Raw genomic sequence first — 25,706 nt, forward strand, 5'->3', positions numbered from 1 at the left:
CTGGAGCGCCTGCCTTGCAGCCGTGCCGGACACTGGCTGGCAACGCGTGACGGCAGCGCCCGGCCCCGCTTACCCGTCACGCGGCGGCGAATCGAAAGCCGACATGCCGCACCGTGCCAACCGGTCGGCCCAGGAACGCACAGAGGCGCGGAAAGCGGCGGCGGGCGGCGCATCGAGACTGGGTACGCAGGGCGGCAGGAAGAGCGCGGGCGCGCCCTCGACAGGCCGAAGGGCCCCGAGGCAGATACCGGCGCGCCGGCAGCGGCGCAGGCGGCACCAGTGGCGCGGGCAGGACGCCGCAAGCGCCGCCAGCCGGCAGAGCGTATCGTGTTCGAGCGTATATCTTTCGGTGTCCGGAAGGCTTTGGGTTTGCGATGCGGTCATGAAGACGGCTCCTGCAACAGTGGCCACGCGACGCGTTGCGTCCGTGGTTTTGCTCTCTTCTCAATGGCCCGGTCCAGCCGGGATCGGACGGGGCGCCGGAGCTGCCTCATCTGTAAGTGTGTTAAATGGCACCTTCCGGCACCCCGTTCGGTGTCTTTTGCCCGGCAACTGCGGTTTCTCTGCAAGAACCGGCGCCTTCTCCAGGGCGACCGCTCACCGGCAGATGCCGGGGCGGTGCGAAAGGACGGCAAGGCAACACCATTTCGTCCAGTCGCCGGTTCCCTTGTGTGCCGCACAGACACGCCCCTGCTGCATCGAGCCGGGAGGGAAACCATTTTCTGCCGGGCCCCTTGCCTGCGACATGCGTCGGTATCGACAGACAAGGGCACCGGTCCCGCCTCGCCGGCAACGCGCTCCGGTGTATCCGCGGCGGGACACGCGCATTATGGGCACGGGTGCAAAGAGCGGGGACGTTTCGCGGTGGTGTTTTTCGTCGCCGAAGGGCTTAGATGTTGAAATCGCTGCGGTTCAGCATCAGCCATTGCAGCATCATGATCGTCTTTGCATCCACGATTCCGCCTATCGCGATGAGATCGAAAGCTTCATCGACAGGCATTTCGACGATCTCGATATCCTCGCCCTCGTGATCGACCCCGCCGCCCTTGCCGTCGCGTCTGCCGGCATCGATGCGCGCGGCAAAACAGGAGACACGCTCCGTTAGCGTGCCGGGGCTGGAATACATTTCGAAAAGATGGCGCAGGTCGGTGACGGCATAGCCGGTTTCCTCCATCGCCTCGCGGGCGATGGCGTCTTGCGGGCTGTCATCGTCCAGCAGGCCGGCGGGCACTTCCAGCAGGAAGCCGTCCGGGTGGCCGCCGAAGAAGGCGCCGGGGCGGAACTGGCGCACCAGCACGACCGAGCGGCGGTCGGGATCGACCAGCAGGATGGCAGCCGCCGCACCGTGATCGTGCACCTCGCGATCGAGCCGCTCGACGCGGCCATCGGCGCGGGTCTGTTCGACGACGATGGTGCTGAGGCGGATGAAGCGCTTCCACACCGTCTGCTGGTCGACGATGCGGATAGCGGACGAAGCGGAAGCCGTCATGGGAAGTCCTTGCAATGTGTGGGCGGTCACGTCCTGCGCAGCCAGACGCGGTTGTCGTGGAAGGCGGCGCCGCCATAGGGCGCGACGGGATCGGCGCCGGTCAGTACATTGATGCCCTCGCCGTCGAGATGGGCGGAATTCGGCCAGATGCCCTCGGCGATCAGCACGCCGGGCTTGACGGCATCGGTGACCTTCGCATGCAGGCGGATATCACCGCGGCCATTGCCGAGCTTCACGATATCCCCTTCCGCGATGCCGTTCGCTACAGCATCCTCGGGGTGGATCATCACCTCCGGGCGGCCTTCGCGCTCGCGCGAGCTCTTCATTTCCGTGAAAGAGGAATTGAGGAAGGTGCGCGCTGGCGAGGTTGCGAGGCGGAACGGATGTTCGGCATCCGGCGTCTCGATGATCTCGACATGGTCAGGGAATTCCGGCAGCGCCTCATGCGGCCCGAAGGCGCCCAGCGCCTTGGGCGGCCGGTTCGGAGCGGGTGTTCCGGTCCAGTCCGGCCGGAAACGGAACTTGCCGTCCGGGAAGCCGAAGCCTTTCACGAAATGCGCCGTCTCGAAATCCGGCTGGCAATCGATCCACTTCTCTTCCTTCAGTCCGTCGAAATTCGTGTCGTAGGCGGGCAGCATGCGGGTGATGTGCTCCTGCTCGGTGAGGCCGAAGCCCGGCTTGTCCGCGACGCCCAGGCGCCTGGCCAGTTCCTCGATCACAAAGAGATTGGTGCGCACGGTCGCTGGCGGCTCCACCAGCTTGGGGCCGAGCAGGATATGCTGCTGGCCGCCGCCGCGGTAGATATCGTCGTGCTCGACGAACATGGTGGCGGGCAGCACAATATCGGCAAGCTTCGCCGTATCCGTCATGAACTGCTCGTGCACGGCGACGAAGAGATCGTCGCGCAGGAAGCCCTGCTTCACGAGGCGCTGTTCGGGCGCGACATTCACCGGATTGGTGTTCTGGATCAGCATCGCCGTGACGGGGCCGCCATGGCGCAGGGCAACCGCATCGCCGGTTAGGATGCGGCCGATCTGCGACTGGTCGAGCGCGCGGATATCGGGATCGGCATAGGAGAGGCCCATCAGTTCCGACTTGCGCAGGCGGAAGATGCCGGAATTGCTGTGGAAGGCGCCGCCGCCTTCGTATTGCCAGGAGCCCAGTACGGTGGCGATGGAAAGCGCCGCATGCATGGAGACCGCGCCGTTGCGGCTGCGCGTAAAGCCGTAGCCGAGGCGGAAGAAGCTGCGCTTCGTCTGCCCGACCAAGGCGGCGAAGGCCTCGATATCAGCGACATCGAGGCCGGTGATGGCGGCTGCCCATTGCGGCGTGCGGGTGGCGAGATGCGCCTCCAGCCCGGCCGGGTCGTCGGCATATTTGGCCATATAGGCGCGGTCGGCATAACCATCGCGGAAGGCGACATGCATGACGGCGCAGGCGAGCGCCGCATCCGTGCCGGGGCGCAGCTTGAGCGCCAGATCGGCCTGCTTCATCGTGGGGTTGTCGTAGATATCGACGACGACGATCTTGGCGCCGCGCTCCTTGCGGGCCCTGACCGCGTGGGTCATCACATTGACCTGCGTGGCCACCGCGTTCGTGCCCCATATCACCACGCAATCGGATGCCGCCATCTCGCGCGGATCGGGGCCGCGCAGGGTGCCGGCGCCCATGGTGAAGCCGGTCCAGGCCGGGTTCGTGCAGATGGAATCGAAGAAGCCGGAATAGCGCTTGGCGTGGCGCAGGCGCTCGATGGAATCGCGCTGCACGAGGCCCATCGTGCCGGCATAATAATAGGGCCAGACGGCCTCAGCGCCATGCGCCTGCTCGGCCTTGACGAAATTCTCGGCGATCGCGTCGAGTGCGGCTTCCCAGGAAATATCGCCCCATTCGCCGCTGCCCTTCTCGCCCTTGCGGACGAGGGGCTTCATCAACCTGTCGGGATGATAGAGGCGTTCGGCATAGCGGGCGACCTTGGCGCAGATGACGCCGGCCGTGTAGCTGTTGTCGGCGCTGCCCTTGATGCGGCCCATGCGTCCATCCGCGCCGATCTCGACATCGAGCGCGCAGGTGGAGGGACAGTCGTGCGGGCAGGCCGAATGGGCGGTCCGCGGTTTTCCGAGATTTGGTGTCGCAACGTTCATGGCTTTTGTATATTGCAGGGCGCGAACGGCCAAAAGGCAAATCATTCTACCATCGCAACAATTCATCGTCGCATCAGAGCGCGTGATCGCGCGGGAACGCCATGAACTATCGTCACGTCTACCATGCCGGCAATTTCGCGGATGTGCTCAAGCATGCCGTGCTTGCGCGCCTCGTTACCTACATGCAGGGCAAGGACAAGGCGTTCCGCGTGCTCGACACCCATGCCGGCATCGGGCTCTACGACCTCTCCGGCATCGAGGCGCAGAAAACGGGCGAATGGCTCGACGGCATCGGCCGGCTGCTTAACGGCGACCTGCCGGCGGATGTGGCCGATATCCTGGCGCCCTATCTCAAGGTCGTTCAGGAATTGAATCCGCAAGGCGGGCTAACCTATTATCCCGGCTCGCCAAAACTGGCCCGCATGCTGTTTCGCCCGCAGGACCGGCTGTCGGCCATGGAGCTGCATCCCGACGATTACGAGACGCTGCACCGGCTGTTCGACGGCGACTTCCAGAGCCGCATCACCCATCTCGACGGCTGGCTTTCGCTCGGCGCGCATCTGCCGCCCAAGGAAAAGCGCGGCATCGTGCTGGTCGATCCGCCCTTCGAGATCGAGGGCGAATACGAGCGGCTGGTGGACGGGCTGGAAAAGGCCGTGCGACGGTTCCCGGGCGGCGTCTACTGCCTGTGGTATCCGCTGAAGAAGGGCGCGCCCATCGCGCAGTTCCATGCCGCGCTGAAGGCGTCGGATATCCCCAAGATGCTGTGCGCGGAGCTTTCGGTGAAGAGCGACCGCGAGACGACGGGCCTGACCGGCTCCGGCCTGATCGTCGTCAACCCGCCCTTCACGCTGAAGGCGGAACTCGACGTGCTGCTCCCCTTCCTCAAGGCGCGGTTGGCGCAGGACCGCTTCGCTTCTTCGCGGTCGTTCTGGCTTGCGGGCGAGAACAAGGCCTCTTGACCTTTCGCGCGCGGCGACAACAATCGCGCGCCGAACCGGGAGACCATCATGCCCTCTTTGCCTGCCGCCGCCGCATGACGGACCGGCTGCCCTCCTCCACCCCGCTCCGCACCGTGGCGCTGCTGCTGTCAGGCATGGCCCTGCTTTCCGGTTGCGGCGAGGACAAGCCCGCCGAAAAACCGAAGGTTGAGACGAGCCGCAAGGAAACAGCCGCGCCGGCGCGCGTGCCGCTCGGCAAGGGTTTCGACTTCTATGTGCTGTCGCTGTCGTGGTCGCCGACCTGGTGCGCCGACAATGACGAGGGCGGCCGTACGCAGCAATGCCGGCGCGGCGAAAACAACGGTTTTATCGTGCACGGGCTCTGGCCGCAGAACGATCGCGGCTATCCGGAATACTGCGCGACGCGCGAATCGGATCGCGTGCCCGAAAACCTCGGCCGCACCGTGCTCGACATCATTCCCTCGATGGGCCTGATCGGCCACCAGTGGCGCAAGCACGGCAGCTGTTCGGGGCTTTCGCAGAAGGACTATTTCGCGGTGACGCGCGCGGCGTTCGAGCGGGTGCGCATTCCCGCAAGCCTCGATGCCGACAAGGGACAGCGCCTGTCGCCCGACGGGGTGGAGGCGGCCTTCATCGCTGACAATCCCGGGCTTTCCGGTCAGGGCATCGCCGTGACCTGCGAGGCGGGACGGCTGGAGGAAGTGCGCATCTGCATGACGGCGGACCTCGCCTTCCGCACATGCCCGCAGGTCGACCGCGCCGCCTGCCGCGCCAAGAGCATCGAACAACCGCCGGTTCGCTAACCTATCTTCCTTCAACGAGCACAGGACCCGCCATGAAGATCTTCTATTCCTCCACCTCGCCCTATTCCACCAAGGTGCGCATGGCCGCGCAGTATGCCGGACTTGCCGCCGAGGCGGTCGCCGTCGACACCAATGCCGACCCGGCGGACCTGCTTGCGGCAAATCCGCTCGGAAAGATCCCGTCGCTCGTGACGGACGAGGGCGTTGCCGTCTTCGACAGCCGCGCGATCATGAACTATATCGACCGCCAGTCGCGCGGCGCGCTCTATCCGCGCAATGCGGTCAAGCGCACGGAGGTGGACGTGCTGGAGGCGACCGCCGACGGGATCTGCGACTGCCTGCTTGCCATCGTCTACGAGCGCCGTGCCCGCCCGGAGGACAAGGTGTACCAGCCGTGGATCGACCGGCAGTGGCAGAAGGTGGAACGCGCGCTCGACCATCTCGAGGCCAACATGCCGCGGCTCGGCAAGAAGCCGAATGCCGGCCATTTCGCGCTCGCCGCCATGCTGCGCTACATCGAGCTGCGCTTTGCCGGAAAATGGCAGCGCGGCCGGCCGAAGCTGAAGCGCTACCTCGCCCGCTTCGAGGCTGTGTTCCCCGATTACGCGACGTTCAAGGACTGAGGCGGAGGCCTCCGCGCGCCGTCGAACATCATGCAAAAACAAGAAGGCCGCGGATTGCTCCGCGGCCTTCTTTCATTCCAGAGCCTTCGAGGCTTAGAACTTCACGCCCATACCGACGCGAACGCTGTGGTCTTCGAAGCCGCTGCGAACGCCATTGGCACCGTTGAAGGTCTTCTTGCCGTAGTCGCTGTAGCGGTATTCGACGCGTGCGGTAATGTTGTCCGTAACCATGGTTTCTACACCGGCACCGGCCGTCCAGCCGAGTAGGGTTGCATCATCCTTGGCGCCAGTGCCGTTGTCGGTCACCTTGACGCCCGAAGCGGCAACACCGGCCGTACCGTAGACCAGAACCGGGTTCAGATCGACGCCGACGCGGCCGCGGATCGAGCCGTTGACGCCCTGCTTGGCAGTGAAGCCGTTGTTGGTGTGGTCAACGCCCGAGTAGTTCAGATCGACTTCCGGACCGTAGACCAGCTGGCCGTTCTGCATGTTGTAGCCGCCGTAGAGGCCGCCGCCGAGAGCGTGACCGCGCTCGCTGCCCTGGCCGTTGAACTTGCCCTTCTGCCAGGTGGCGTTACCACCGACATAGGCGCCGGACCAGTTCTTTACGACCGGCTCGGAATATTCAGCGGCCGGAGCCTGCGGGATGTCATCGATGGCATCTGCAGCGTGAGCGGTCTGGAAGGCGACCATGGAAACGGTCGAAGCGACGAGGGTGGCGATAAGTGTACGCATGTTATTCTCCTTTTACTAAACGACGCCCTCTTGGGGAGGTTGTCGGGCGCCGTCATCCAATTCAGTCCCGCCCGGTTGAGGTGAAATTGACTAAAGATTGAGGAAATGAAAGAGCCAAAATGTGAATTCATTGTGGCAGACGCAGGGCGAAATCTGGATGTGACTTTTCCGCACCAGGTAATTCATTAACCATAATTTCAGTTGTGAAGAAAACGATGAAAATATACTTCAAATTACTTCGAAGTGTCTTTCGCGGTTAATTTTTCCGCAACCAATTGTCCGGGGGAGTTTAAGCCTGCGCCCGGATGTCTATATCTTTGGCCGGTTAATCAAATGAATCGGCAGGACGGACATTTCTTGAAAAAACCCTTGAAGACGGCCCTGGTGACGGGCGGGGCCAAGCGTATCGGCAAGGCCATCGTCGAAGATCTCGCCGCCAACGGCTTTGCGGTCGCCATTCACGCCAACACGTCGCTCGATGACGCAGAGGCGCTCGCTGCCACAATCCGGGCGCGGGGCCAGATGGCAAGCGCGGTGCAATGCGACCTGGCGGACGGCGCGGCGACGGCCGGGCTGATCGCGGCGGCCTGCGCCGCCCTCGGCCCGCTCGACCTCATCGTCAACAATGCCTCCCTCTTCAAGCCGGACACCGTGGCGGCCTTCGACGATGCGCTGTGGGACCGGCATTTCGCCGTGCATGTAAAGGCGCCGTCCATTCTGGCGCGCGATTTCGTGCGGCAGCTGCCGGAGGGGGTGACCGGCTCCATCGTCAACATTATCGACCAGCGTGTCTGGAACCCGACGCCGCGCTACTATTCCTACACGCTCTCCAAATCGGCGCTGTGGATGGCGACGCGCACAATGGCGCAGAGCTTTGCGCCGCAGGTGCGGGTAAACGCCATCGGCCCCGGCCCCTCCCTGCCGAACGAGCGCCAGACCGACGAGGCGTTCCGGACGCAGATCGACGGGCTGATCCTGCGCCGCGGGCCCGATCTGGGGGAATTCGGCCGGACAGTTCGCTTTTTGTTCGACACGCCGTCCATTACGGGGCAAATGATAGCGCTCGACGGCGGGCAGCATCTCGCCTGGGAAACCCCCGACGTCGCGGAGAATGCGGAATGAACGGCCGGAAGGTGGAGGATGGCGGCATCCTCTATGACGAAAACGAGACGGACGAGGACGACGAACTGCTGGAAGGCACATCGCCGGCCACGGAAGCGCCTGCCGTCGCGACCGGCGGCATGGACTGGAACGAGGGTGGCGACGTCCCGGAAGGCCTGACCGGCGCCGACCTGATCCAGCATTTCGTCAAGCGCCTGCCCAACAGCCCCGGCGTCTACCGCATGTTCAACGCAGCCGGCGACGTGCTCTATGTCGGCAAGGCGCGCAGCCTGAAAAAGCGCGTGAGCAACTATGCACAGGGCCGCGTGCACTCCAACCGCCTCGCGCAGATGGTGCGCCAGACGGCGAACATGGAATTCGTGACGACGCGCACGGAGACCGAGGCGCTGCTGCTCGAGGCCAACCTGATCAAGCGCCTGCGCCCGCGCTTCAACGTGCTTCTGCGCGACGACAAGTCGTTTCCCTATATCCTGCTGACCGGCGACAGCCGGGCGCCGGCGATCTTCAAGCATCGCGGCGCACGCTCGCGCAAGGGCGACTATTTCGGCCCCTTTGCCTCGGCGGGCGCGGTGGGGCGCACGATCAACTCGCTGCAACGCGCCTTCCTTCTGCGCACCTGCACCGACAGCGTCTTCGAAAGCCGCACGCGCCCCTGCCTACTCTATCAGATCAAGCGCTGTTCCGGGCCCTGCACTCATGAGATCCGCGACGCCGACTATGCCGAACTGGTGCAGGAGGCGAAGGACTTCCTTTCCGGCAAGAGCCAGAAGGTGAAGGCGCATATGGCGGAGGCCATGAACGCCGCTGCCGAAGATCTCGACTTCGAGCGCGCCGCCGTCTTCCGCGATCGGCTGGCGGCGCTTTCCCACGTCCAGAGCCACCAGGGCATCAACCCGGCCGGTGTGGACGAGGCCGATGTCTTCGCCATCCATCACGAAGGCGGGATTTCCTGCATCCAGGTGTTCTTCTTCCGCACGGGCCAGAACTGGGGCAACCGCGCCTATTTCCCCAAGGCGGACCCGCAGCTCTCGGGCGCGGAGGTTCTCAATGCCTTTCTCGCGCAGTTCTATGACGACAAGCCCTGTCCCCGGCAGGTTCTGCTGTCGGAGCCGGTCGAGGAAATGGAACTGTTGTCGCAGGCGCTTTCCGAGCGATCCAGCTACAGGGTGACGATTTCGGTGCCGCAGCGCGGCGAGAAGAAGGACCTCGTCGACCATGTGACGGCGAATGCCCGCGAGGCGCATGGCCGCAAGCTGGCCGAGACCGCTTCGCAGAGCCGGCTGCTCGACGGTTTTGCCGCGACCTTCAAGCTGCCCTATGTGCCGCGCCGCATCGAGATCTACGACAACTCGCATATCATGGGCACCAATGCCGTGGGCGGCATGGTGGTGGCCGGGCCGGAAGGCTTCGTGAAGGGGCAGTACCGCAAGTTCAACATCAAATCGACGGAGATCACGCCCGGCGACGACTTCGGCATGATGAAGGAAGTGATGACCCGCCGCTTCTCGCGCCTGATCAAGGAAGAGGGCCTGCCGGACCGAAGCGCGCGCGATACCGGCGCGGATGCCGCGGACCTGCCCTTGCCCGCATGGCCCGATGTCATCCTCATCGACGGCGGCCAGGGCCAGATGACGGCTGTCAGGGCGATCCTCGAAGAGCTCGGCATCACCGACCAGGTGATCGCCATCGGCGTCGCCAAGGGCGCGGACCGCGAGGCCGGGCGCGAGCGCTTCTTCATGCGCGGCATTCCCGATTTCTCCCTGCCGCCGCGCGATCCCGTGCTCTACTTCGTGCAGCGCATGCGCGACGAGGCGCACCGCTTCGCCATCGGCTCGCACCGGGCGCGACGCAAGAAGGAAATGGTCAAGAACCCGCTCGACGAGATCGGCGGCATCGGCCCGACGCGCAAGCGCGCGCTGCTGCAGCATTTCGGCACGGCGAAAGCCGTTTCACGCGCCGCCATGTCCGATCTGATGGCCGTCGCCGGCATTTCGGAGAGCGTCGCGCGCATCGTCTACAACCATTTCCACGACGATTCGGCGGGATAGGCCGGTTACGCCCCACCGCCGGGTCAACATGACCCCACGCTCCAACCGACAGCGAGGCGCAATGACTGTCTTTCACCCAAGAGCACTCCTGGCCGCCGGCATGACCCTGCTGGCCACCGCCGCCGGCGCGCAGACGACGCTGGGCAATGCCCAGATGGTCAGCGTGACGGGACATTGCGGCCGGCTGCTCGTGGGCGAACGCGATCTGACCGCCGCCTGCTCGACCAAGGTTGTGAACGTCGCCTATCCGGACGAGCGAGTCAGCTTCTATTTCCTGCTGTCGGACGGCACCGTCGTCAGCTTCTCCGGCATGGACGGCGAGAACCCGACACCCGACACGGACGTTATACACCTCGACAAGGTGCTGATGACGCGCAAGGACAGACCGGACGCGCCGGATGTCTTCCCGGCGCGCGGGACATGCGGCTTCGGCAATCCCATGAAGGGACCGATGACCATCGCCTGCGAGGGCACGTTTTCGGAGGGCGGCACGTTCTCCGCATCGTTCACGACAGACGGTTCGCCGCCGATGTGACACCCGTTTTGCGGGCTTGCAGGGGCCTCTTGCCGCGTCATTGTGCCCTGCTCCGTAAATTCGCCAAGAATTGCCCGAAACAAAGGTTGACGTCACTCCTACAAACACATCTTCTAGCCAGAAATCGAGAGACTGAAAATCCATGGCTTCCCGCGCATACAGCATACCCAACCTCCTGACCTACGCCCGCATTGTCGCGGTGCCGCTGATCGTTCTGTGCTTCTTCATCGAAGGGCGGCTCGAATCATCGGATTTCGCGCGGTGGACGGCGCTCGTCCTCTTCGCCGTGGCATCGATCACGGACTATCTGGACGGCTATCTCGCGCGCATCTGGAACCAGACCTCCAATATCGGCCGCATGCTTGACCCGATCGCCGACAAGCTGCTGGTCGCCTCCGTTCTGCTGCTGATGGCCGCCGACGGCACCATTGCCGGCTGGACGATCTGGGCGGCGATCATCATCCTGTGCCGCGAGATCCTGGTGTCGGGCCTGCGCGAATATCTCGCCGACCTCAAGGTCAGCGTGCCGGTGACGCGCATCGCCAAGTGGAAGACCGCGATCCAGATGTTCGCCATCGCCTTCCTGCTGGCCGGCCCGGCCGGCGACCAGGTGCTGCCCTACACCACCGAGATCGGCATTACGCTGCTGTGGATTGCCGCAGCGATCACCATGTATACGGGCTACGACTATTTCCGCGTCGGCCTGAAGCACATCGTGGACGAGTAAGATGACGCGGCTCGTCTATTTCGCCTGGGTGCGCGAGCGGATCGGCAAGGGCGAGGAAGACATCGACCTGCCCGCCGACGTAACGACGGGGGCAGACCTTCTCGCCCATCTCAAGACGCTCGGCGACGGCTATGCCCATGCGCTGGAGCATGAAAACGTCATCCGCATCGCCATCAACCAGGAGCATGTCGAGCACGACGAGCCGATTGCCGGCGCGCGCGAGATCGCGCTGTTTCCGCCGATGACGGGGGGCTGAACGGTGGCCGGCGCGGCCCCTGCCCCGGTGATCGTGCGTGTGCAGCGCGATGATTTCGACGTGGCGGCCGAAACGGCGCGTCTTGTGGCGGGAGGCGCCTCGGCCGGCGCCATCGTCAGCTTCACCGGGCTTTGCCGCGACGAAGGCGGCCGTCTCTCCGCACTGGAACTGGAACACTATCCCGGCATGGCAGAGGCCGAGATAGAGCGCATCTGCCTTGCGGCCGTCACGCGCTTTTCGCTTTTGGGCATCGCCGCCATCCATCGGGTGGGGCGGATCACGCCAGGGCAAAACATCGTGCTTGTGATTGCCGCCGCACCGCATCGTCACGCCGCCTTCGACGGCGCGTCCTTCGTGATGGATTATCTCAAGACCTCCGCACCCTTCTGGAAGAAGGAGCACTTCGCCGACGGTTCCGAAGGCGGCTGGGTGGAGGCGAAGGACAGCGACGACACCGCGCTGGAAAAGTGGTCGTAGCTGCACGGCACGTTGCTTACACGACGGGCCGCTCGCGCCGGAAAAAAATCAGAAGCAGCACCAGCGCGGCGATGACGACGACGTCGCGCCAGAGGAAGGCGCCATAGGCGCTCCACACCGTTTCGGCAAGACCGATGGCCGCGCCGCCGAGGGCCGACCGCAAGGGGTTTCCCGCCCCGCCGAGTGCAGCGATGAACAACACCTTCACGCCGAAGACCAACCCTGCGCCGAAATCCATGTTGCCGTAATAGGAGACGGCAAGCATGCCGGTGAGACTGGCGAACAGCGCCGCCAGCGCATAGGCGGAAAGGTAGACGCCCGCCGAATCGATGCCGCAGAGTTCCGCCGCTCGCCTGTCCTGCGAGACCGCGCGCCAGCGGCGGCCCCAGCGGGAATGGGCGAGGAAGACCGCGCCGATCGCGATCATGGCAAGCATGGCAAGCGTGTTCGCCAGTTGCAGCACGGTGAGCGCCACGGGGAATGCGGCGTCGCTCCAGAAGACGACCGGCGTCGCGAGCAGCGGCGGCAGCCAAAGACTGCGCGCATCCGATGCCAGCCGTGCCGTCTCCATGAGCACGAGCACCACGCCCAGCGCGGCCACCACGACCGTATTGTCGGAGGAAAAGGCGAGCGGACGCATGACGTGGCGACCGATCAGAACGGCCGCGCCCAGGCTGTAGAGCAGCGCGCAGACCGCGCCGAAGCCGAGCGCGGCGGGCAGGACGAGCCAGAGCTGGTTCCACCCGTAACCGGAAAACAGCACGAAGAGCTGGGCCGAGAACGCGAAGAGCGCACCGTAGGCGATATCGGCGCGGCGGGTCACGGCGAAGGCGATGGAATAGCCAAAGGCGAGCACCGCATAGAGTGCCGATACGGGCGCGGCATTGGCAATCTGCTGAAGAAAATAGGCCATGGCGCTTCCCCGATGCGCGGAAATTATAACTGGCAAAATCGCTTTTACCAGTTAGAATATCGCATGACCTTTTCCTGGACCCCGCATCGTTTTTCCGGTGGCGCACTGGCGCTCGATGTCGCTAACGCCGTCGTGCTGCGCGACGACCCGGCGCGGCGGATCGACCGGTTCGCCGATCCCGCCGCCATGGATGCCTTTTGCGCCGGAGCGAGTAATTACGGGGCCGAGCGCGATCTGTTCGGCGCGCTGGCGCCGGTGCGGGAGGATGCACGCAACGGGCTTGTCGCGCTGCGCGAGGCGATCGACGCGCATTTCCGTGCCGAAATCGAAGGTACGGGAACGCCGGACCTGCTCTCGGACCTGCTGGAGGCGATCGCCGCGACGCTGCGCCGATCCGGCGCGCGTCCGCAGGCGCTGGATACCGCGACAGCGCGCTCGGCGCTGCTGCTGCTGGCGCAGTCGGAACCCGACCGGCTGAAGATCTGCCCGAACTGCCGCTGGCTGTTCATCGACCGCAGCCGCAACCGCTCGCGCGCCTGGTGCGACATGGCGGTGTGCGGCAACCGGGTGAAGGCGAGCCGCCACTATCGCCGCCGGCGCGGAGACCAGGGACGATGAAACGGGCTCTGCTTGTGCTGCTCCCCCTCGCCCTGCTTCTCGCCGCCTGCCAGCGCGAAACCGGCCCCGATCCGCTTAAGCTGACGGGCAAGATGTTCGTCTTCAACTACAGGCTGGCCTATGCGACCTATCTGGTGACGCTGGAGAAGACGCAGCCTCTGGCCGAGGGATCGATCGTGCGGGCCGAATTCGAGAACCCGGCCGGCGGCGCACCGCTGACGCTGGAGCGCAAACTCTTCGCCAGCCTGCCGCGCGTCGTGCTGGAAAGCCCTGACGTCACCTGCGTGAAAAAGAACCATCCCTACAGGGTGTCGATCCGTGTGCTGGGGCCGGACGGAGAGCAACTGCAATCGTTGGAAACGCAGGTGACCTCCAGCCTCGACCAGGACATCCTGCCCGCCAAACCCCTCGTCATCGGCCCCGCCTATGAGAAAAACCCCGCGGTCTTCAAGGACGGCAAGGCACCGGCGCATTTCGAGACGGCGACGTGTGCCGGCTGAGACCGAAGAAAATGCGGATGCGGCAGCACCGCAATCCCAGCAAGAACAACGCGATGCGCAATTCAATCGGTGCGTTTCCAACGCTGTCTCTTCCGAACCGTTGCGACATCGTATATTGACGCTCCCGGCGGTTTGCCCGCGCGACCGACCACCCGTTTCATGCCCTGCCCGGTCGGAGTGCCGTCTTCATGTCCCCAGCCCCCGCTCTGAATTATGGTGCGATCGCTTGCGCCGACGCCAACATGCTGCCGGCCGCCTGCTGTGCCTTGCTGTCGATCCACAACAACCTGAAGGCCATAAATGCGAAACTTCTGCTGCTGGCACTCGGCGCGGAAGAGAAGCAACTCCAGGAAATCGCCGCCTTCGCAAAACGGCATTCGCTCACAATCGATGTCCTGCCCGATCCGACGCCGAGGACGGATGAGCCCGCATTCGGCCGCTGGTCGCGCGCGACGCTCGCGCGGCTTTACATGGATCTCATTGTCCCCGGTAATATCGACCGGCTTCTCTACATCGATGCGGATGCGGTCGCCGTGGCGTCACTGGATGAGCTTTTCCAGGCAGACCTCGACGGCAAGGCACTCGGTGCGGTCGACGACTACGTCATGGCTTTTCCGGAGAAGATAGATCGCAGGCAGCAAAGGATCGGACTGAAGAGCGGCGGGCGATATTTCAATGCCGGGGTTCTGTTGTTCGACTGGAAGAAAAGCGTCGAGGACGGCCTGATCCGGAAGGCACGTGAGACCTTCGAACGCGAGCCGGAGCGGTTTCCGTCGCACGATCAGGACGTGCTGAACATCGCCTATGATGGAAACTGGCATCGTCTCGATGCACGTTACAACGCTCAGACCGGTATCCTGCCCTTCATCGAACAGCCGGCCATCGTGCATTTTACCGGACGCAAGAAGCCATGGCAGGCCGTGATGCCGTGGACGCACCGGCGGATGAAGGCGTTCTATCGCCGGGCACTTGAAGGCACCACTTGGGCGTCTTTCTGCAAGGCCTCGTCACTTACCGACAATATGGCGAGCTTTGCCGGCCACTATTCCACAGTGCTGACGACATTACCGAAGATCGCCAAGGTTCGCGCCCATTTTCGTTGATGGTGCGCGCCCCGGATAACGCCAACGCAGATATCGCATCGCAATAAAAAACCGGGGCCTTTCGGTCCCGGTTTTCGAATCATTTCAATGCTTTCCGACCGGAGCCGGAGGAATTGATTCAGCCGACGATTTCGGTGTCGGAGAACCAGTACTTGATTTCCTGGGCAGCGGTTTCCGGGGCGTCCGAGCCGTGGACCGAGTTCTCGCCGATGGAGAGAGCGTGGGTCTTGCGGATAGTGCCTTCGTCGGCGTTGGCCGGGTTGGTGGCGCCCATGATTTCACGGTTCTTGAGGATCGCGTTCTCGCCTTCGAGAACCTGGACGATCGTCGGGCCGGAGGTCATGCCTTCGACGAGCTCGCCGAAGAAGGGACGTTCCTTGTGCACGGCGTAGAAGCCTTCGGCTTCCCGCTTGCTCATCCAGACGCGCTTGGACGCCACGACGCGCAGGCCTGCGTCTTCGAGCATCTTGGTGATGGCGCCGGTGAGGTTGCGCTTCGTCGCGTCCGGCTTGATCATCGAAAAGGTGCGTTCAATCGCCATTTTTAGGTTTCCCTTGGTTTTCCGGTGAAAGTGGCGGTTCAATAGCTGCCAATGCCCGGCAAAACAAGGGGGTGGCGGTGTTTGGCGTTTTCAGCACAAAACTTTCATGCCGCCGTCACACGCCGTCCCGCACTGCCGTGCAGATCGAGGCAACGCTCGAACCACAGGGCCACCGGATCCTCGGCCTCCAGCACCTTCGCGCCCGATGTGGTACGCAGCCATTGCAGGGCGCCGAAGACGATATAGTCGGCAAAAAGCGGGCCATCGCCGCCGATGAACGGCTGCACCTTCAGCATGTTGCGCAGCGGCTGGAGCTTCCTGGCGAAGCCTTCGATCTCCTGCTTTCCGGCCGCGGCGATATCTTCGAGTGATGCGCCCAGGCGCTCCTCGCGGCTGCGGCGGAAATAATCCCGGTCGACGGGGCCGAGCAGGTTGTGAATATCCAGGATCGCGATGCGGGTTATAGCCATATGCAGGGTCGACTGCGACCATGCCTCTATGAAGCGCGCCATCGCCTTGCCGCCCTGGCCGCCGAACAGCGTGGGGCGATCCGGATAGGCTTCATCGAGATAAAGGGCGATATCGAAACTGTCGCGCACGAGCCTGTCGCCATCGCGCAGCAGTGGCACCGTCGCGGTCACGCCGTTTTCGATTGCCGGTATTTCGGTGAAACCGACGCAGACAGTCTGGTAATCCAGCCCCTTGTGGGCAAGCGACATTACCGTCTTCCACACATGGGGTGAGAATTGGCGGGCCTTGTCGGCGCCGGCAAGGGCATAAAGCAGTCGGGTCATGGGAAGCCTCCGTTCAGCGCATTGAAACGCATGGCGGGCGCGGCTGCAAATCAGATAATTTGCGGCTTCAAATCAGATAATTTCATGCATTGCATTCATCCGCCGAATGCGCGGCGCTTTATACTGGCCGTTTCAAGGAGAACCAGATGCACGATCACTACCGCATGTTCAGCGCCTATAACAGCTGGGCGAACGCCAGGCTCTACGATGCCGTCGCCAGGCTGGATGACGCGGACTATCGCCGCGATCTCGGCGCGTTCTTCGGCTCGATACACGGAACGCTCAACCATCTGCTCGCCGCCGACCGCATCTGGCTGAAGCGCTTCACAGGCGCAGGCGACGCGCCGACCAGTCTCGACGCCATCCTGCACGAGGATTTCGCAGGGCTTCATGCGGCACGGACGGCGGAGGACGAACGAATTGCCGCTTTCATCGATTCGCTGAGCGAAGCGCAGATTGCCGCCGACGTGACCTACAGCCCGCTCAGCAATCCGGGCAACATAACCCACCCGCTCGGCCTTGCGCTTACCCATGTCTTCAACCACCAGACCCACCATCGCGGACAATGCCATGCCATGCTGACGGCACTGGGCGGACCGAGCGTGCCACTCGACCTCGTCTATTTCGTCCGCAGCGAGGGAAAGGCTTTTCTGCACATCTGAGGTGCGTCGACGGGTCGACTCCTGCAATAGTAGTGATACAGTTGAGGAATATGGAAGCGCTCGACACCGATTTCGGGGGCTGCCGCGTGCGTGTCACCCAGGTGACAGCCACGCGGCGATCGGTGGCAGCATAGTCGCTTCCGTTGGGGCCACGCTCATGGCGCGTGCCTCGCCCGATGAGAGGAAAGCTTATGGCAAGAACGAACGAAGAGTGGGCCGCCCTGCTCGGCAGTACGCTTTGCAAGATGGCGCGTGTCTACGGCACCGACGCCCCGAATGCCTACCTGCCGGAGGAGTGCTACCCGGTCATTGAACAGACCTTCGAGGTGGCGCTGAAGGATGCGCGCGCGGAAGGCTATGCGGCGGCGCTGCGCGACCTGCAGCAGAACCGCGCCCTGCGAACCGCCAAGAAGCAACGCCTGAACGTGATCGGCCAGGTGATGCGGGCCCTGCCGCTGGCGCGACGCACCGCCTGACGGAGCGGCCGGCGTCCATAGCCGGGTGTTTCACCGCGATACACCCGCTGGACCCGGCAATCGTCAGGAGACGGCCCATCGTTCGTGAGCGAACGTAAAATTAACCGCACAATCCGATAGTTACGCCGACAATTCCTGCGCGTGGGCCCACTGGCCCGCGCCGAACCGACGGCGTTTCATGAACAGCAAGGCGTCCACCGCTTCAAAGGACATACAACAGGTCGTTCCGCCGATCGCGGCGCGCATCGCGCAGCTGATGGCGAACCTCGGCATCGCAGCGCTTCCGCGCAATTACGAGCTGTTGTTCGAAGCGCTGAACGGCAATGCCGGGGTGGCGCGGGAGATCGCGGCGCTGGGCAGGACGCCCGACCAGCTTTCGCTCGACGCCATCGCGCTACGGCATGCGTTGCCCAGCCACAATGCGCTGGCGGCCGGCAAGGCGGCCGACGACGCCGTGCGCGTGCTCTGCGAAATCGCCAAAACCGCCGAGGAGAGCCAGCGCCAGCGCGCCGTCGCCGTGCAGGAACTGGAGGAAATCGCCGCCCGCATGAAGCGCGACCCGGTGCTCGGCATTTCAGACTTCGCCAGCGATGCGACGCGGCTTCTTTCCCTCATGCAGGATATTCTCGGCGCCGACCGGACCGCTGCCGCCCGCATCGGCGACCTGCAATGCCATCTCGACAGCCTGCGCTCCGGCCTTGCCATAAGCCGTGACGCGCTGACGCACGATCCTGTGACGGGGCTTGCGAACAAGGCCGCACTGCTTAGCCATCTAAACGGTATCTTCGACGACAAGGCTGCGGCGGGCACCTCCGCGCTGCTGGTCTTCCGCGTCGAGCAGCTTCGGAAATTCGCCGAAAGCCATGCCGGCGGATCTGACGAGAAGACGGTCAAGCGACTGGCGACCATCTTTCGCCAGTCGGTGAAGAAGAACGACCTCGTCGCGCGCACCGGGCCAGACCTCTTCTGCCTGCTGCTGTGCGATGTCACGCGCGAGATCGCCGCCGGCATTGCCCGAAGGGTGGCCGACAAGGTGGCGGAAATGCCGTTTCCCTTCCTCGACCGCGAACTGCCGGCCGGCTTCCTGACGCTGACAGCCGGCGTTTCAATGACCGATTCGGCAACGACACCCGTCACGCTCTACGAACAGGCCGACCAGGCGCTGGCGTACGCAGCGGAGACGGGAATTGCGCTGCGCATCTACTCCGCGGAGGTGGCCGAGCGGGCTGGCCGCACCTATCGCGGCGGCGCCGCGGCCTGAGACGGCGTCTGGCGCGCAAAACCGCTTCGCACTTGCGCGGGATTTGGTTATAGACCCGCCATGATCACGATTTCCGGCCTCACCGCCCGCATCGCCGGGCGTCTCCTCATCGACAACGCGTCGCTTTCGCTGCCTTCAGGCACGAAGGCGGGTCTCGTCGGGCGCAACGGCACCGGCAAGTCCACGCTGTTTCGCATCATCACCGGCGCGCTTTCGCCGGAGGCCGGCACGATCACGCTGCCGAAGAATGCGCGCATCGGCCAGGTGGCGCAGGAAGCGCCCGGCACGGACGATGCGCTGATCGAGATCGTGCTGGCCGCCGACAAGGAACGCGCCGCCCTGCTGAAAGAGGCGGAAACGGCAAGCGACCCGCACCGCATCGCCGAAATCCAGACGCGGCTCACCGATATCGGCGCGCATTCGGCCGAGGCGCGCGCGGCCAGCATTCTTGCCGGCCTGGGCTTCGACCACGAGGCGCAGCAGCGGCCGGCGAAAAGCTTTTCCGGCGGCTGGCGCATGCGCGTTGCGCTGGCGGCCGTGCTGTTTTCCGAGCCGGACCTGCTTTTGCTCGACGAGCCGACGAACTATCTCGACCTCGAAGGCACGCTGTGGCTGGAAGACTATGTGCGGCGCTATCCGCACAGCGTCATCATCATCAGCCACGACCGCGACCTGCTCAACACGGCGGTCAACGCCATCGTGCATCTCGACCAGCAGAAGCTGACCTTCTATCGCGGCTCCTACGACCAGTTCGAGCGGCAGAAGGCCGAGAACGACGAATTGCAGATGAAGGCGAAGGCCAAGAACGACGCCGCGCGCAAGCACCTGCAAAGCTTCATCGACCGCTTCCGCGCGAAGGCGACGAAGGCACGGCAGGCGCAAAGCCGCATCAAGGCGCTGGAGCGCATGGGCACGGTTTCCGCCGTTATCGAGACCCAGGTGCAGCCGATCACCTTTCCCGAGCCGGAACGGCAGCCGGCCTCTCCGATCATCGCCATCGAGGGCGGCGCGGTGGGCTATACGCCCGGCAAGCCGATCCTCAAGCAGATCAACCTGCGCATCGACAATGACGACCGCATCGCGCTGCTCGGCTCGAACGGCAACGGCAAATCGACCTTTGCCAAGTTCATCTCGGGGCGGCTGGAAGCGGAATCGGGTGTGGTCAAGCGCGCGCCGGGGCTGAAGATCGGCTTCTTCGCCCAGCACCAGTTGGACGACCTCATTCCCGACCAGTCACCCGTCGAGCACGTGCGCCGGCTGATGCCGGAGGCGCCGGAAGCCAAGGTGCGCGCCCGCGTCGCCCAGATGGGGCTTGCAACGGAGAAGATGTCCACACCCGCCAAGGACCTGTCGGGCGGTGAAAAAGCGCGGCTGCTGATGGGCCTTGCCGCCTTCGACGCGCCGAACCTTCTCATTCTCGACGAACCGACCAACCATCTCGACATCGACAGCCGCCGCGCGCTGATCGAGGCGCTGAACGATTACGAGGGCGCCGTCATCCTGATCTCGCACGACCGGCACCTGATCGAGGCGACCGTCGACAGGCTGTGGCTGGTCAACAACGGCACGGTGAAGACCTTCGAAGGCGATATGGAGGATTATCGCGGCCTCATCGTGCAGTCCGGCAAGCGCGACGACAAGGACAAGCCGGCGGCGAACGGCGATACGGCCAACAAGGCCGACCAGCGCAAGGCCAATGCCGACAGGCGTGCGCAATTCGCGCCGCTCAAGAAAAAGATCAATGAAATCGAATCCCTGACGGCGAAACTGAACAAGCAGATTCAACTGCTTGACGCAGAACTTGCGGACCCCGCGCTCTACGAGAAGAGCCCGGCCAAGGCCGCCGAGAAGGCCAAGCTGCGCGCCTTGGCCGCCGACAAGCTCAACGAGGCCGAGGAACAGTGGCTGGAGCTTTCGGCGGAATACGAAGAGGCGATGGCCGGATAACGAACCCGGCCGGCCCGGCGCAAGGCCTGCGAAACCAGCGCGTCGCGCGCGCCATCCTCTAAGACGAAAGTCGTAGCGGGCGGGATTTATCCGGCCCCATCTTCGCTTGAAACCCACATGCCGGCATGATTAGCTTTCCCCGGTCACACAAGGGTGGGGTTGAGGAGCCCTGCCCGCCACTGGGAGGAAACCATGGATCGCCGTTCGTTCATCAAGAAAGCCGGTGTAGCAGGTGTGGGCGGCGCAGCCTCCGCCGTACTCGCTGCGCCGGCCCTCGCGCAAAGCAACCCGAAGATCAACTGGCGTCTCGCCTCGTCGTTCCCGAAATCGCTGGACACGATTTACGGCGGCGCGGAGGTGCTGTCGAGATACGTGTCCGAAGCGACGGACGGCAATTTCCAGATCCAGGTCTTCGCGGCCGGCGAGATCGTGCCGGGCCTTCAGGCCGCCGACGCCGCGTCTGCCGGCACCGTGGAAGCCGCGCATACCGTTTCCTACTACTACTGGGGCAAGGACCCGGTCTGGGCGCTGGGTGCGGCCGTGCCGTTTGCGCTGAACGCGCGCGGCATGAACGCCTGGCAGTACCATGGCGGCGGCATCGACCTGTTCAACGAATTCCTCGCCACGCAGGGCCTGGTCGGCTATCCGGGCGGCAATACCGGCGTGCAAATGGGCGGATGGTTCCGCAAGGAAATCAAGACCGTCGACGACCTCAAGGGTCTGAAGATGCGCATCGGCGGCTTCGCCGGCAAGGTCGTCGAGAAGCTTGGCGTCGTGCCGCAGCAGATCGCCGGCGGCGACATCTACCCGGCGCTGGAAAAGGGCACGATCGATGCGGCCGAATGGACGACGCCCTATGACGACGAAAAGCTCGGCTTCGTGAAGGTAGCGCCTTATTACTACTATCCCGGCTTCTGGGAGGGCGGCCCGACGGTGCATGCACTGTTCAACAAGGCGGCCTTCGAGGGCCTGCCGAAGGCCTACCAGTCGCTGCTGCGCACGGCCTGTCAGGCGACGGACGCCGACATGCTGCAAAAATACGACTGGCTGAACCCGCCAGCGATCAAGCGCCTCGTTGCGGCCGGCGCAAAGCTCAGCCCGTTCAGCCAGGAAATCCTCTCGGCCTGCTTCGACGCCGCCAACGAGGTCTATGCCGAGATGGAAGCTTCCAACCCGACCTTCAAGAAGATCTGGGACTCCATCAAGGCCTTCCGCGGGGAATATTATCTCAACCTGCAGATCGCCGAATACAACTACGACACCTTCATGATGCTCCAGCAGCGCGCCAACAAGCTGTAACCAGCACGTCGGAACGAGACATGGAAAACCCCGGAGCGGCGACGCTCCGGGGTTTCTGTTTGTTTGAGTGTCGCCGGACAGGGCAGCGCTTTGCGGTGCCCATCCGGCTGCCCCTCCCCGTCAGTTGAACGACGGCGGACTGGAGAGGTCAGTGGCGGGTTTCTGTTCGTTGCCCTGCGGGTTGCCTTCGGCGGGCTTCTGCTCGCCGCCGCCGTCCAGCGGGTTGCCGGCGGGCAATTGCAGGCCGCCCGGGAGGCCAAGACCGCCGCCATTATCCGGCAGACCAAGGCCGCCGCCGCTGCCGCTACCGCCGAAGCCGGGGACCTCGATCTTGATCGTGGCGGGATCGACACCGCTGCCCTCGCCCTTGTAGTGCATGACCATGCCCGGGAACATGATGGTGAGACTGACCATCAGGATCTGGATGCCGACGAAGGGCACCGCACCCCAATAGATCTGGCCGGTGGTGACGGGTTCCATCCGCTTGCCGGTGACCTTGTCGAGATAGGGTATCTTGGCGGCGACCGAGCGCAGGTAGAAGAGCGCGAAGCCGAAGGGCGGGTGCATGAAGCTCGTCTGCATGTTGATGCCGAGCAGCACGCCGAACCAGATGAGATCGATGCCGAGCCTGTCGGCGGCGGGTGCGAGCAGCGGCACGATGATGAAGGCAAGCTCGAAGAAATCGAGGAAGAACGCCAGGAAGAAGACCAGCACGTTCACTGCGATCAGGAAGCCCGTCTCGCCGCCCGGCAGGGAAACCAGCAGGTGTTCGACCCACAGGTGCCCGTTCACGCCATAGAAGGTGAGCGAGAAGACGCGCGCACCGATGAGGATGAACAGCACGAAGGACGAGAGGCGCGTGGTGGCGGCAAGCGCCGAGCGCATGACGTCCAGATTGAGCCGGCCCTTTGCCGCTGCCATGACGAGCGCGCCGACCGCGCCCATGGCACCGCCCTCCGTCGGCGTGGCGATGCCGAGAAAGATGGTGCCGAGCACCAGGAAGATCAGCGCCAAGGGCGGGATCAGCACGATGATGACCTGCTGGGCGAGCCGCGACATCATGTTGATGTTCAGGCCCTTGTCGGCCAGCGCCACGATGTAGATGAAGATCACCCCGACCGTACCGCCGAGGATATCGGCATTCTCGCCATGCGTCGGGTAGAGATAGACATGCGCGGCATAGGCAATGCTGGCAGCCACCGCGAGCGCGACGATCAGCGACGTGACACCCGACCCGAGGGAACGGGCCTCCAGCGGCAGCGCCGGCATGGAATCCCGCTTGAGGAACGACATGAGCAAGATGTAGCCCATGTAAAGCCCGGTAAGGATCAGGCCGGGGATCAGCGCGCCGGCATACATGTCGCCGACGGAGCGGCCGAGCTGGTCGGCCAGTACGATCAGGACGAGCGATGGCGGGATGATCTGGGCGAGCGTGCCTGATGCGGCAATGACGCCCGACGCGATCGACCGGTCATAACCATAGCGCAGCATGATGGGCAGCGAGATGAGGCCCATGGCGATGACCGAGGCGGCGACGACGCCGGTGGTGGCCGCAAGCAGCGCACCAACGAAGATGACCGCATAGGCCAGGCCGCCGCGGATCGGCCCGAAGAGCTGGCCTATCGTGTCGAGCAAGTCCTCGGCCATGCCGGACCGTTCGAGCACGATCCCCATGAAGGTGAAGAAGGGAATGGCGAGCAATGTGTCGTTCGACATCACCCCCCACAGCCGTTCAGGCATCGCATTGAGCAAAGGCCAGGAGAGGTTGATGGAATCGGACAGCGGCGCGAGCTCCACACCGATGACGAAGAAGAGCAGACCGTTTGCCGCAAGCGAGAAGGCCACCGGGTAGCCAAGCAGCAGGAACACGATCAGCGACACGAACATGATCGGTGCGAGGTTTTCAGCGATGAACTCGATCATGCGCCCTTCTCCCCGCCTGCAGCCATATCGAGCGGCGCGTGCGTGGGCACATAGGGGCTCGGATCCTCCATGTCGCCGCGCATGATCGCGATTTTCTTGATGATCTCCGACACGCCCTGCGCGGCCAGAAGCAGGAAGCCCGCAAGAAGGATGGCCTTGGCGGGCCAGACGATCAGGCCGCCGGCGCTCGAAGAGCCCTCGCCGGAGCGATAGGACATCAGCACATAGGGCACGAGATAATAGATCATCAGAAGCACGAAGGGCATGAGGAACAGGCAATGGCCGAGAAGATCGATCCAGTGCTGCACCCGGCGGGAGAACTTGCCGTAGACCACGTCGATGCGGATGTGCTCGTTCTGCGCCAGCGTGTAGGCGGCGGCCAGCATGAAGGCGCCACCGAACAGGTACCATTGCGCCTCGAGCCAAGCGTTCGATGAGATGTTGAAAGCCTTCCGGACGACGGCGTTGCCGGCGCTGACGAGTACGGCGATCAGGATGAGCCAGCCGACCGCCTTGCCGACACCTTCCGTGACAGCATCGATCAGCCGGCTGAAAACCAGCAGTGTCTTCATGAAATAGTCCTCCCCGCGTGGCGTATTTTTCTATGGTGCCCAGCCCGGTCAGAGTGCCAATTTCGCGGGGGCTTTCAAGTCAGAAACCGGACCGGCACCTGCCTTATTAGACAAAAGACGAATGCCGCGCGGCTGGCTGGATATCGACTGCATAAGGAATAGGCAGTTATCGGCGCGAACACGCCTTGCCGCCGCAAAGCGTTCTGCTAAAACAGCGGCGCAATCATCATACAAATAAGGGTGGAGACATGGCAGCGATCAATCTCGCAATCGTCGGCGTCGGCAAGATCGTGCGCGACCAGCATCTTCCGGCCGTCGCGAAGAACGGCGATTACAAGCTGATCGCCGCCGCAAGCCGGCATGGCGTCGTCGATGGCATCGACAATTTCAAGTCGATCGACGAGATGCTTGCGGCCGTGCCCGCCATCGACGCGGTTTCGCTCTGCATGCCGCCGCAATACCGCTACGAAGCCGCCGAAAAGGCGCTGTCGGCCGGCAAGCACGTCTTCCTCGAAAAGCCGCCAGGCGCGACGCTTTCGGAAGTGGCCGACCTCGAGGCGCTGGCCGCTTCCAAGGGCCTGTCGCTCTTCGCCAGCTGGCATTCGCGCTATGCGCCGGCCGTCGAGGCTGCGAAGAGCTTTCTGGCCGGCACGACGATGCGTTCCATGCAGGTGATCTGGAAGGAAGACGTGCGCCATTGGCACCCGAACCAGGACTGGATCTGGCAGGCCGGCGGGCTTGGCGTGTTCGATCCCGGCATCAATGCGCTGTCCATCGTCACCCATATCCTGCCGCGGCCGGTCTTCATCACCGAGGCAACGCTGGAATTCCCGGAGAACCGGGATGCGCCGATCGCCGCCGCCATCACCTTCACGGACGCGAAGGGTCTCGACCTCAAGGCCGAGTTCGACTGGCGCCAGACCGGTAAGCAGAGCTGGGACATCGTGGCACAGACCGAGGCGGGCGAGATGGTTCTCTCGGAAGGCGGCGCGAAGCTTTCCATCGACGGCAAGCTCGTGCATGACGAGCCAGAGCAGGAATATCCGATGCTCTACAAGCGGTTTGCGGAGATCATCAAGGCGGGGCAGTCGGATGTCGATCTGGCGCCACTGCGCCATGTCGCCGACGCCTTCATGCTGGGACGACGCAAGTTCGTGGACATGTTCTACGATTGAGAAA

The 25,706-nt window shown here is 63.9% G+C and carries 27 protein-coding genes; 18 read left to right on the top strand and 9 right to left on the bottom strand.

Annotation, left to right across the window (positions count from 1 at the left end; translation table 11 throughout):
• Positions 1-69: 69 nt before the first annotated feature.
• The 3 genes from MNR02_RS10995 to MNR02_RS11005 form a co-directional block, all read right to left on the bottom strand.
• On the bottom strand, positions 70-384 hold the full coding sequence (locus tag MNR02_RS10995) for a hypothetical protein (protein ID WP_241596642.1): 315 nt from the start codon (positions 382-384) through the stop codon (positions 70-72).
• A gap of 505 nt (positions 385-889) precedes the next feature.
• Positions 890-1,489, bottom strand: coding sequence for an NUDIX domain-containing protein (locus MNR02_RS11000; protein ID WP_241946803.1), 600 nt, complete (start codon positions 1,487-1,489; stop codon positions 890-892).
• A 26-nt stretch (positions 1,490-1,515) separates the two neighbouring features.
• Positions 1,516-3,630 (bottom strand): molybdopterin-dependent oxidoreductase, encoded by a 2,115-nt coding sequence (locus tag MNR02_RS11005; RefSeq protein WP_371746662.1) that lies wholly within the window; start codon positions 3,628-3,630, stop codon positions 1,516-1,518.
• Between the two features lie 101 nt (positions 3,631-3,731).
• Here MNR02_RS11005 and MNR02_RS11010 point away from each other — a divergent pair, with 101 nt between their 5' ends.
• The 3 genes from MNR02_RS11010 to MNR02_RS11020 all read left to right on the top strand — a co-directional run bounded on the left by MNR02_RS11010 (position 3,732) and on the right by MNR02_RS11020 (position 6,018).
• On the top strand, positions 3,732-4,592 hold the full coding sequence (locus MNR02_RS11010; RefSeq protein ID WP_241946805.1) for a 23S rRNA (adenine(2030)-N(6))-methyltransferase RlmJ: 861 nt from the start codon (positions 3,732-3,734) through the stop codon (positions 4,590-4,592).
• Between the two features lie 74 nt (positions 4,593-4,666).
• Positions 4,667-5,395, top strand: a complete 729-nt coding sequence (locus MNR02_RS11015; RefSeq protein WP_371746663.1) for a ribonuclease — start codon at positions 4,667-4,669, stop codon at positions 5,393-5,395.
• A 32-nt stretch (positions 5,396-5,427) separates the two neighbouring features.
• On the top strand, positions 5,428-6,018 hold the full coding sequence (locus tag MNR02_RS11020; protein WP_241946806.1) for a glutathione S-transferase: 591 nt from the start codon (positions 5,428-5,430) through the stop codon (positions 6,016-6,018).
• Between the two features lie 93 nt (positions 6,019-6,111).
• On the opposite strand, the gene MNR02_RS11025 is transcribed toward MNR02_RS11020, so the two are convergent.
• Positions 6,112-6,753 (bottom strand): outer membrane protein, encoded by a 642-nt coding sequence (locus MNR02_RS11025; RefSeq protein ID WP_241946807.1) that lies wholly within the window; start codon positions 6,751-6,753, stop codon positions 6,112-6,114.
• A gap of 357 nt (positions 6,754-7,110) precedes the next feature.
• On the opposite strand from MNR02_RS11025, the gene MNR02_RS11030 reads away from it, so the two are divergent.
• The 6 genes from MNR02_RS11030 to MNR02_RS11055 all read left to right on the top strand — a co-directional run bounded on the left by MNR02_RS11030 (position 7,111) and on the right by MNR02_RS11055 (position 11,918).
• Entirely contained in the window at positions 7,111-7,875 is a 765-nt protein-coding gene (locus MNR02_RS11030; RefSeq protein ID WP_241946808.1) for an SDR family oxidoreductase, read from the top strand.
• Positions 7,872-9,923, top strand: a complete 2,052-nt coding sequence (gene uvrC / locus MNR02_RS11035) for an excinuclease ABC subunit UvrC (RefSeq protein WP_241946809.1) — start codon at positions 7,872-7,874, stop codon at positions 9,921-9,923. Before MNR02_RS11030 ends, uvrC begins: the two co-directional genes overlap by 4 nt.
• Before the next feature lie 61 nt (positions 9,924-9,984).
• The gene (locus MNR02_RS11040; RefSeq protein ID WP_241946810.1) at positions 9,985-10,458 is read left to right on the top strand and encodes a hypothetical protein; all 474 of its coding nucleotides are present in this window, start codon (positions 9,985-9,987) and stop codon (positions 10,456-10,458) included.
• Between the two features lie 142 nt (positions 10,459-10,600).
• Positions 10,601-11,185: a CDP-diacylglycerol--glycerol-3-phosphate 3-phosphatidyltransferase gene (gene pgsA, locus MNR02_RS11045; RefSeq protein WP_241596687.1), complete on the top strand. Its 585-nt coding sequence runs from the start codon at positions 10,601-10,603 to the stop codon at positions 11,183-11,185.
• 1 nt (position 11,186) lies between these two features.
• Positions 11,187-11,441, top strand: a complete 255-nt coding sequence (moaD, locus tag MNR02_RS11050) for a molybdopterin converting factor subunit 1 (RefSeq protein ID WP_241596689.1) — start codon at positions 11,187-11,189, stop codon at positions 11,439-11,441.
• A gap of 3 nt (positions 11,442-11,444) precedes the next feature.
• Entirely contained in the window at positions 11,445-11,918 is a 474-nt protein-coding gene (locus tag MNR02_RS11055; RefSeq protein ID WP_241596691.1) for a molybdenum cofactor biosynthesis protein MoaE, read from the top strand.
• Between the two features lie 16 nt (positions 11,919-11,934).
• On the opposite strand, the gene MNR02_RS11060 is transcribed toward MNR02_RS11055, so the two are convergent.
• Complete coding sequence (locus MNR02_RS11060; protein ID WP_241946811.1) at positions 11,935-12,831, bottom strand: branched-chain amino acid ABC transporter permease; 897 nt, start codon at positions 12,829-12,831, stop codon at positions 11,935-11,937.
• 63 nt (positions 12,832-12,894) lie between these two features.
• On the opposite strand from MNR02_RS11060, the gene MNR02_RS11065 reads away from it, so the two are divergent.
• The 3 genes from MNR02_RS11065 (at position 12,895) to MNR02_RS11075 (ending at position 15,052) form a co-directional block, all read left to right on the top strand.
• Positions 12,895-13,449, top strand: a complete 555-nt coding sequence (locus MNR02_RS11065) for a CGNR zinc finger domain-containing protein (RefSeq protein WP_241946812.1) — start codon at positions 12,895-12,897, stop codon at positions 13,447-13,449.
• Positions 13,446-13,949 (top strand): hypothetical protein, encoded by a 504-nt coding sequence (locus MNR02_RS11070; protein ID WP_241946813.1) that lies wholly within the window; start codon positions 13,446-13,448, stop codon positions 13,947-13,949. Before MNR02_RS11065 ends, MNR02_RS11070 begins: the two co-directional genes overlap by 4 nt.
• A 188-nt stretch (positions 13,950-14,137) precedes the next feature.
• On the top strand, positions 14,138-15,052 hold the full coding sequence (locus tag MNR02_RS11075; RefSeq protein WP_241946814.1) for a glycosyltransferase family 8 protein: 915 nt from the start codon (positions 14,138-14,140) through the stop codon (positions 15,050-15,052).
• A gap of 118 nt (positions 15,053-15,170) precedes the next feature.
• On the opposite strand, the gene ndk is transcribed toward MNR02_RS11075, so the two are convergent.
• Both ndk and MNR02_RS11085 read right to left on the bottom strand, forming a co-directional pair.
• Complete coding sequence (ndk, locus tag MNR02_RS11080; protein ID WP_028736091.1) at positions 15,171-15,593, bottom strand: nucleoside-diphosphate kinase; 423 nt, start codon at positions 15,591-15,593, stop codon at positions 15,171-15,173.
• Positions 15,594-15,697: 104 nt separating this feature from the next.
• Positions 15,698-16,387, bottom strand: coding sequence for a glutathione S-transferase family protein (locus MNR02_RS11085; protein ID WP_241946815.1), 690 nt, complete (start codon positions 16,385-16,387; stop codon positions 15,698-15,700).
• Positions 16,388-16,533: 146 nt separating this feature from the next.
• Here MNR02_RS11085 and MNR02_RS11090 point away from each other — a divergent pair, with 146 nt between their 5' ends.
• From MNR02_RS11090 to MNR02_RS11110, 5 genes are all read left to right on the top strand, one after another.
• Positions 16,534-17,049 (top strand): DinB family protein, encoded by a 516-nt coding sequence (locus tag MNR02_RS11090; RefSeq protein WP_241946816.1) that lies wholly within the window; start codon positions 16,534-16,536, stop codon positions 17,047-17,049.
• A gap of 191 nt (positions 17,050-17,240) precedes the next feature.
• Positions 17,241-17,525 (top strand): hypothetical protein, encoded by a 285-nt coding sequence (locus tag MNR02_RS11095; protein ID WP_241596715.1) that lies wholly within the window; start codon positions 17,241-17,243, stop codon positions 17,523-17,525.
• A 178-nt stretch (positions 17,526-17,703) separates the two neighbouring features.
• Entirely contained in the window at positions 17,704-18,786 is a 1,083-nt protein-coding gene (locus tag MNR02_RS11100; protein ID WP_241946817.1) for a GGDEF domain-containing protein, read from the top strand.
• 60 nt (positions 18,787-18,846) lie between these two features.
• Entirely contained in the window at positions 18,847-20,733 is a 1,887-nt protein-coding gene (locus MNR02_RS11105; protein WP_241946818.1) for an ABC-F family ATP-binding cassette domain-containing protein, read from the top strand.
• A gap of 192 nt (positions 20,734-20,925) precedes the next feature.
• A complete protein-coding gene (locus MNR02_RS11110) occupies positions 20,926-22,032 on the top strand; it encodes a TRAP transporter substrate-binding protein (protein ID WP_241946819.1) in 1,107 nt (368 codons plus the stop codon).
• 120 nt (positions 22,033-22,152) lie between these two features.
• Here MNR02_RS11110 and MNR02_RS11115 read toward each other — a convergent pair whose 3' ends face one another.
• Positions 22,153-23,955: a TRAP transporter large permease subunit gene (locus tag MNR02_RS11115; RefSeq protein WP_241946820.1), complete on the bottom strand. Its 1,803-nt coding sequence runs from the start codon at positions 23,953-23,955 to the stop codon at positions 22,153-22,155.
• Positions 23,952-24,527: a TRAP transporter small permease subunit gene (locus tag MNR02_RS11120; protein WP_241946821.1), complete on the bottom strand. Its 576-nt coding sequence runs from the start codon at positions 24,525-24,527 to the stop codon at positions 23,952-23,954. The genes MNR02_RS11115 and MNR02_RS11120 overlap by 4 nt, the downstream gene beginning before the upstream one ends.
• A gap of 248 nt (positions 24,528-24,775) precedes the next feature.
• Between MNR02_RS11120 and MNR02_RS11125 the strand changes: the two genes are divergently transcribed.
• Positions 24,776-25,702, top strand: coding sequence for a Gfo/Idh/MocA family protein (locus tag MNR02_RS11125; RefSeq protein WP_241596726.1), 927 nt, complete (start codon positions 24,776-24,778; stop codon positions 25,700-25,702).
• The last annotated feature ends 4 nt before the right edge of the window (positions 25,703-25,706 follow it).

The organism is Shinella sp. H4-D48 (assembly GCF_022637395.1).
Taxonomy (GTDB): domain Bacteria; phylum Pseudomonadota; class Alphaproteobacteria; order Rhizobiales; family Rhizobiaceae; genus Shinella; species Shinella sedimenti.

Coding starts and splice junctions, on each gene's coding strand:
- MNR02_RS11015 (WP_371746663.1), top strand. CDS start 4,667: ATGACGGACCGGCTGCCCTCCTCCACCCCGCTCCGCACCGTGGCGCTG.
- uvrC (WP_241946809.1), top strand. CDS start 7,872: ATGAACGGCCGGAAGGTGGAGGATGGCGGCATCCTCTATGACGAAAAC.
- MNR02_RS11100 (WP_241946817.1), top strand. CDS start 17,704: ATGAACAGCAAGGCGTCCACCGCTTCAAAGGACATACAACAGGTCGTT.
- MNR02_RS11065 (WP_241946812.1), top strand. CDS start 12,895: ATGACCTTTTCCTGGACCCCGCATCGTTTTTCCGGTGGCGCACTGGCG.
- MNR02_RS11020 (WP_241946806.1), top strand. CDS start 5,428: ATGAAGATCTTCTATTCCTCCACCTCGCCCTATTCCACCAAGGTGCGC.
- MNR02_RS11025 (WP_241946807.1), bottom strand. CDS start 6,753: ATGCGTACACTTATCGCCACCCTCGTCGCTTCGACCGTTTCCATGGTC.
- MNR02_RS11000 (WP_241946803.1), bottom strand. CDS start 1,489: ATGACGGCTTCCGCTTCGTCCGCTATCCGCATCGTCGACCAGCAGACG.
- MNR02_RS11120 (WP_241946821.1), bottom strand. CDS start 24,527: ATGAAGACACTGCTGGTTTTCAGCCGGCTGATCGATGCTGTCACGGAA.
- MNR02_RS11125 (WP_241596726.1), top strand. CDS start 24,776: ATGGCAGCGATCAATCTCGCAATCGTCGGCGTCGGCAAGATCGTGCGC.
- MNR02_RS11105 (WP_241946818.1), top strand. CDS start 18,847: ATGATCACGATTTCCGGCCTCACCGCCCGCATCGCCGGGCGTCTCCTC.
- MNR02_RS11090 (WP_241946816.1), top strand. CDS start 16,534: ATGCACGATCACTACCGCATGTTCAGCGCCTATAACAGCTGGGCGAAC.
- MNR02_RS11115 (WP_241946820.1), bottom strand. CDS start 23,955: ATGATCGAGTTCATCGCTGAAAACCTCGCACCGATCATGTTCGTGTCG.
- MNR02_RS10995 (WP_241596642.1), bottom strand. CDS start 384: ATGACCGCATCGCAAACCCAAAGCCTTCCGGACACCGAAAGATATACG.
- MNR02_RS11040 (WP_241946810.1), top strand. CDS start 9,985: ATGACTGTCTTTCACCCAAGAGCACTCCTGGCCGCCGGCATGACCCTG.
- MNR02_RS11095 (WP_241596715.1), top strand. CDS start 17,241: ATGGCAAGAACGAACGAAGAGTGGGCCGCCCTGCTCGGCAGTACGCTT.
- moaD (WP_241596689.1), top strand. CDS start 11,187: ATGACGCGGCTCGTCTATTTCGCCTGGGTGCGCGAGCGGATCGGCAAG.
- MNR02_RS11110 (WP_241946819.1), top strand. CDS start 20,926: ATGGATCGCCGTTCGTTCATCAAGAAAGCCGGTGTAGCAGGTGTGGGC.
- MNR02_RS11075 (WP_241946814.1), top strand. CDS start 14,138: ATGTCCCCAGCCCCCGCTCTGAATTATGGTGCGATCGCTTGCGCCGAC.
- MNR02_RS11005 (WP_371746662.1), bottom strand. CDS start 3,630: ATGAACGTTGCGACACCAAATCTCGGAAAACCGCGGACCGCCCATTCG.
- MNR02_RS11085 (WP_241946815.1), bottom strand. CDS start 16,387: ATGACCCGACTGCTTTATGCCCTTGCCGGCGCCGACAAGGCCCGCCAA.
- pgsA (WP_241596687.1), top strand. CDS start 10,601: ATGGCTTCCCGCGCATACAGCATACCCAACCTCCTGACCTACGCCCGC.
- ndk (WP_028736091.1), bottom strand. CDS start 15,593: ATGGCGATTGAACGCACCTTTTCGATGATCAAGCCGGACGCGACGAAG.
- MNR02_RS11010 (WP_241946805.1), top strand. CDS start 3,732: ATGAACTATCGTCACGTCTACCATGCCGGCAATTTCGCGGATGTGCTC.
- MNR02_RS11060 (WP_241946811.1), bottom strand. CDS start 12,831: ATGGCCTATTTTCTTCAGCAGATTGCCAATGCCGCGCCCGTATCGGCA.
- MNR02_RS11070 (WP_241946813.1), top strand. CDS start 13,446: ATGAAACGGGCTCTGCTTGTGCTGCTCCCCCTCGCCCTGCTTCTCGCC.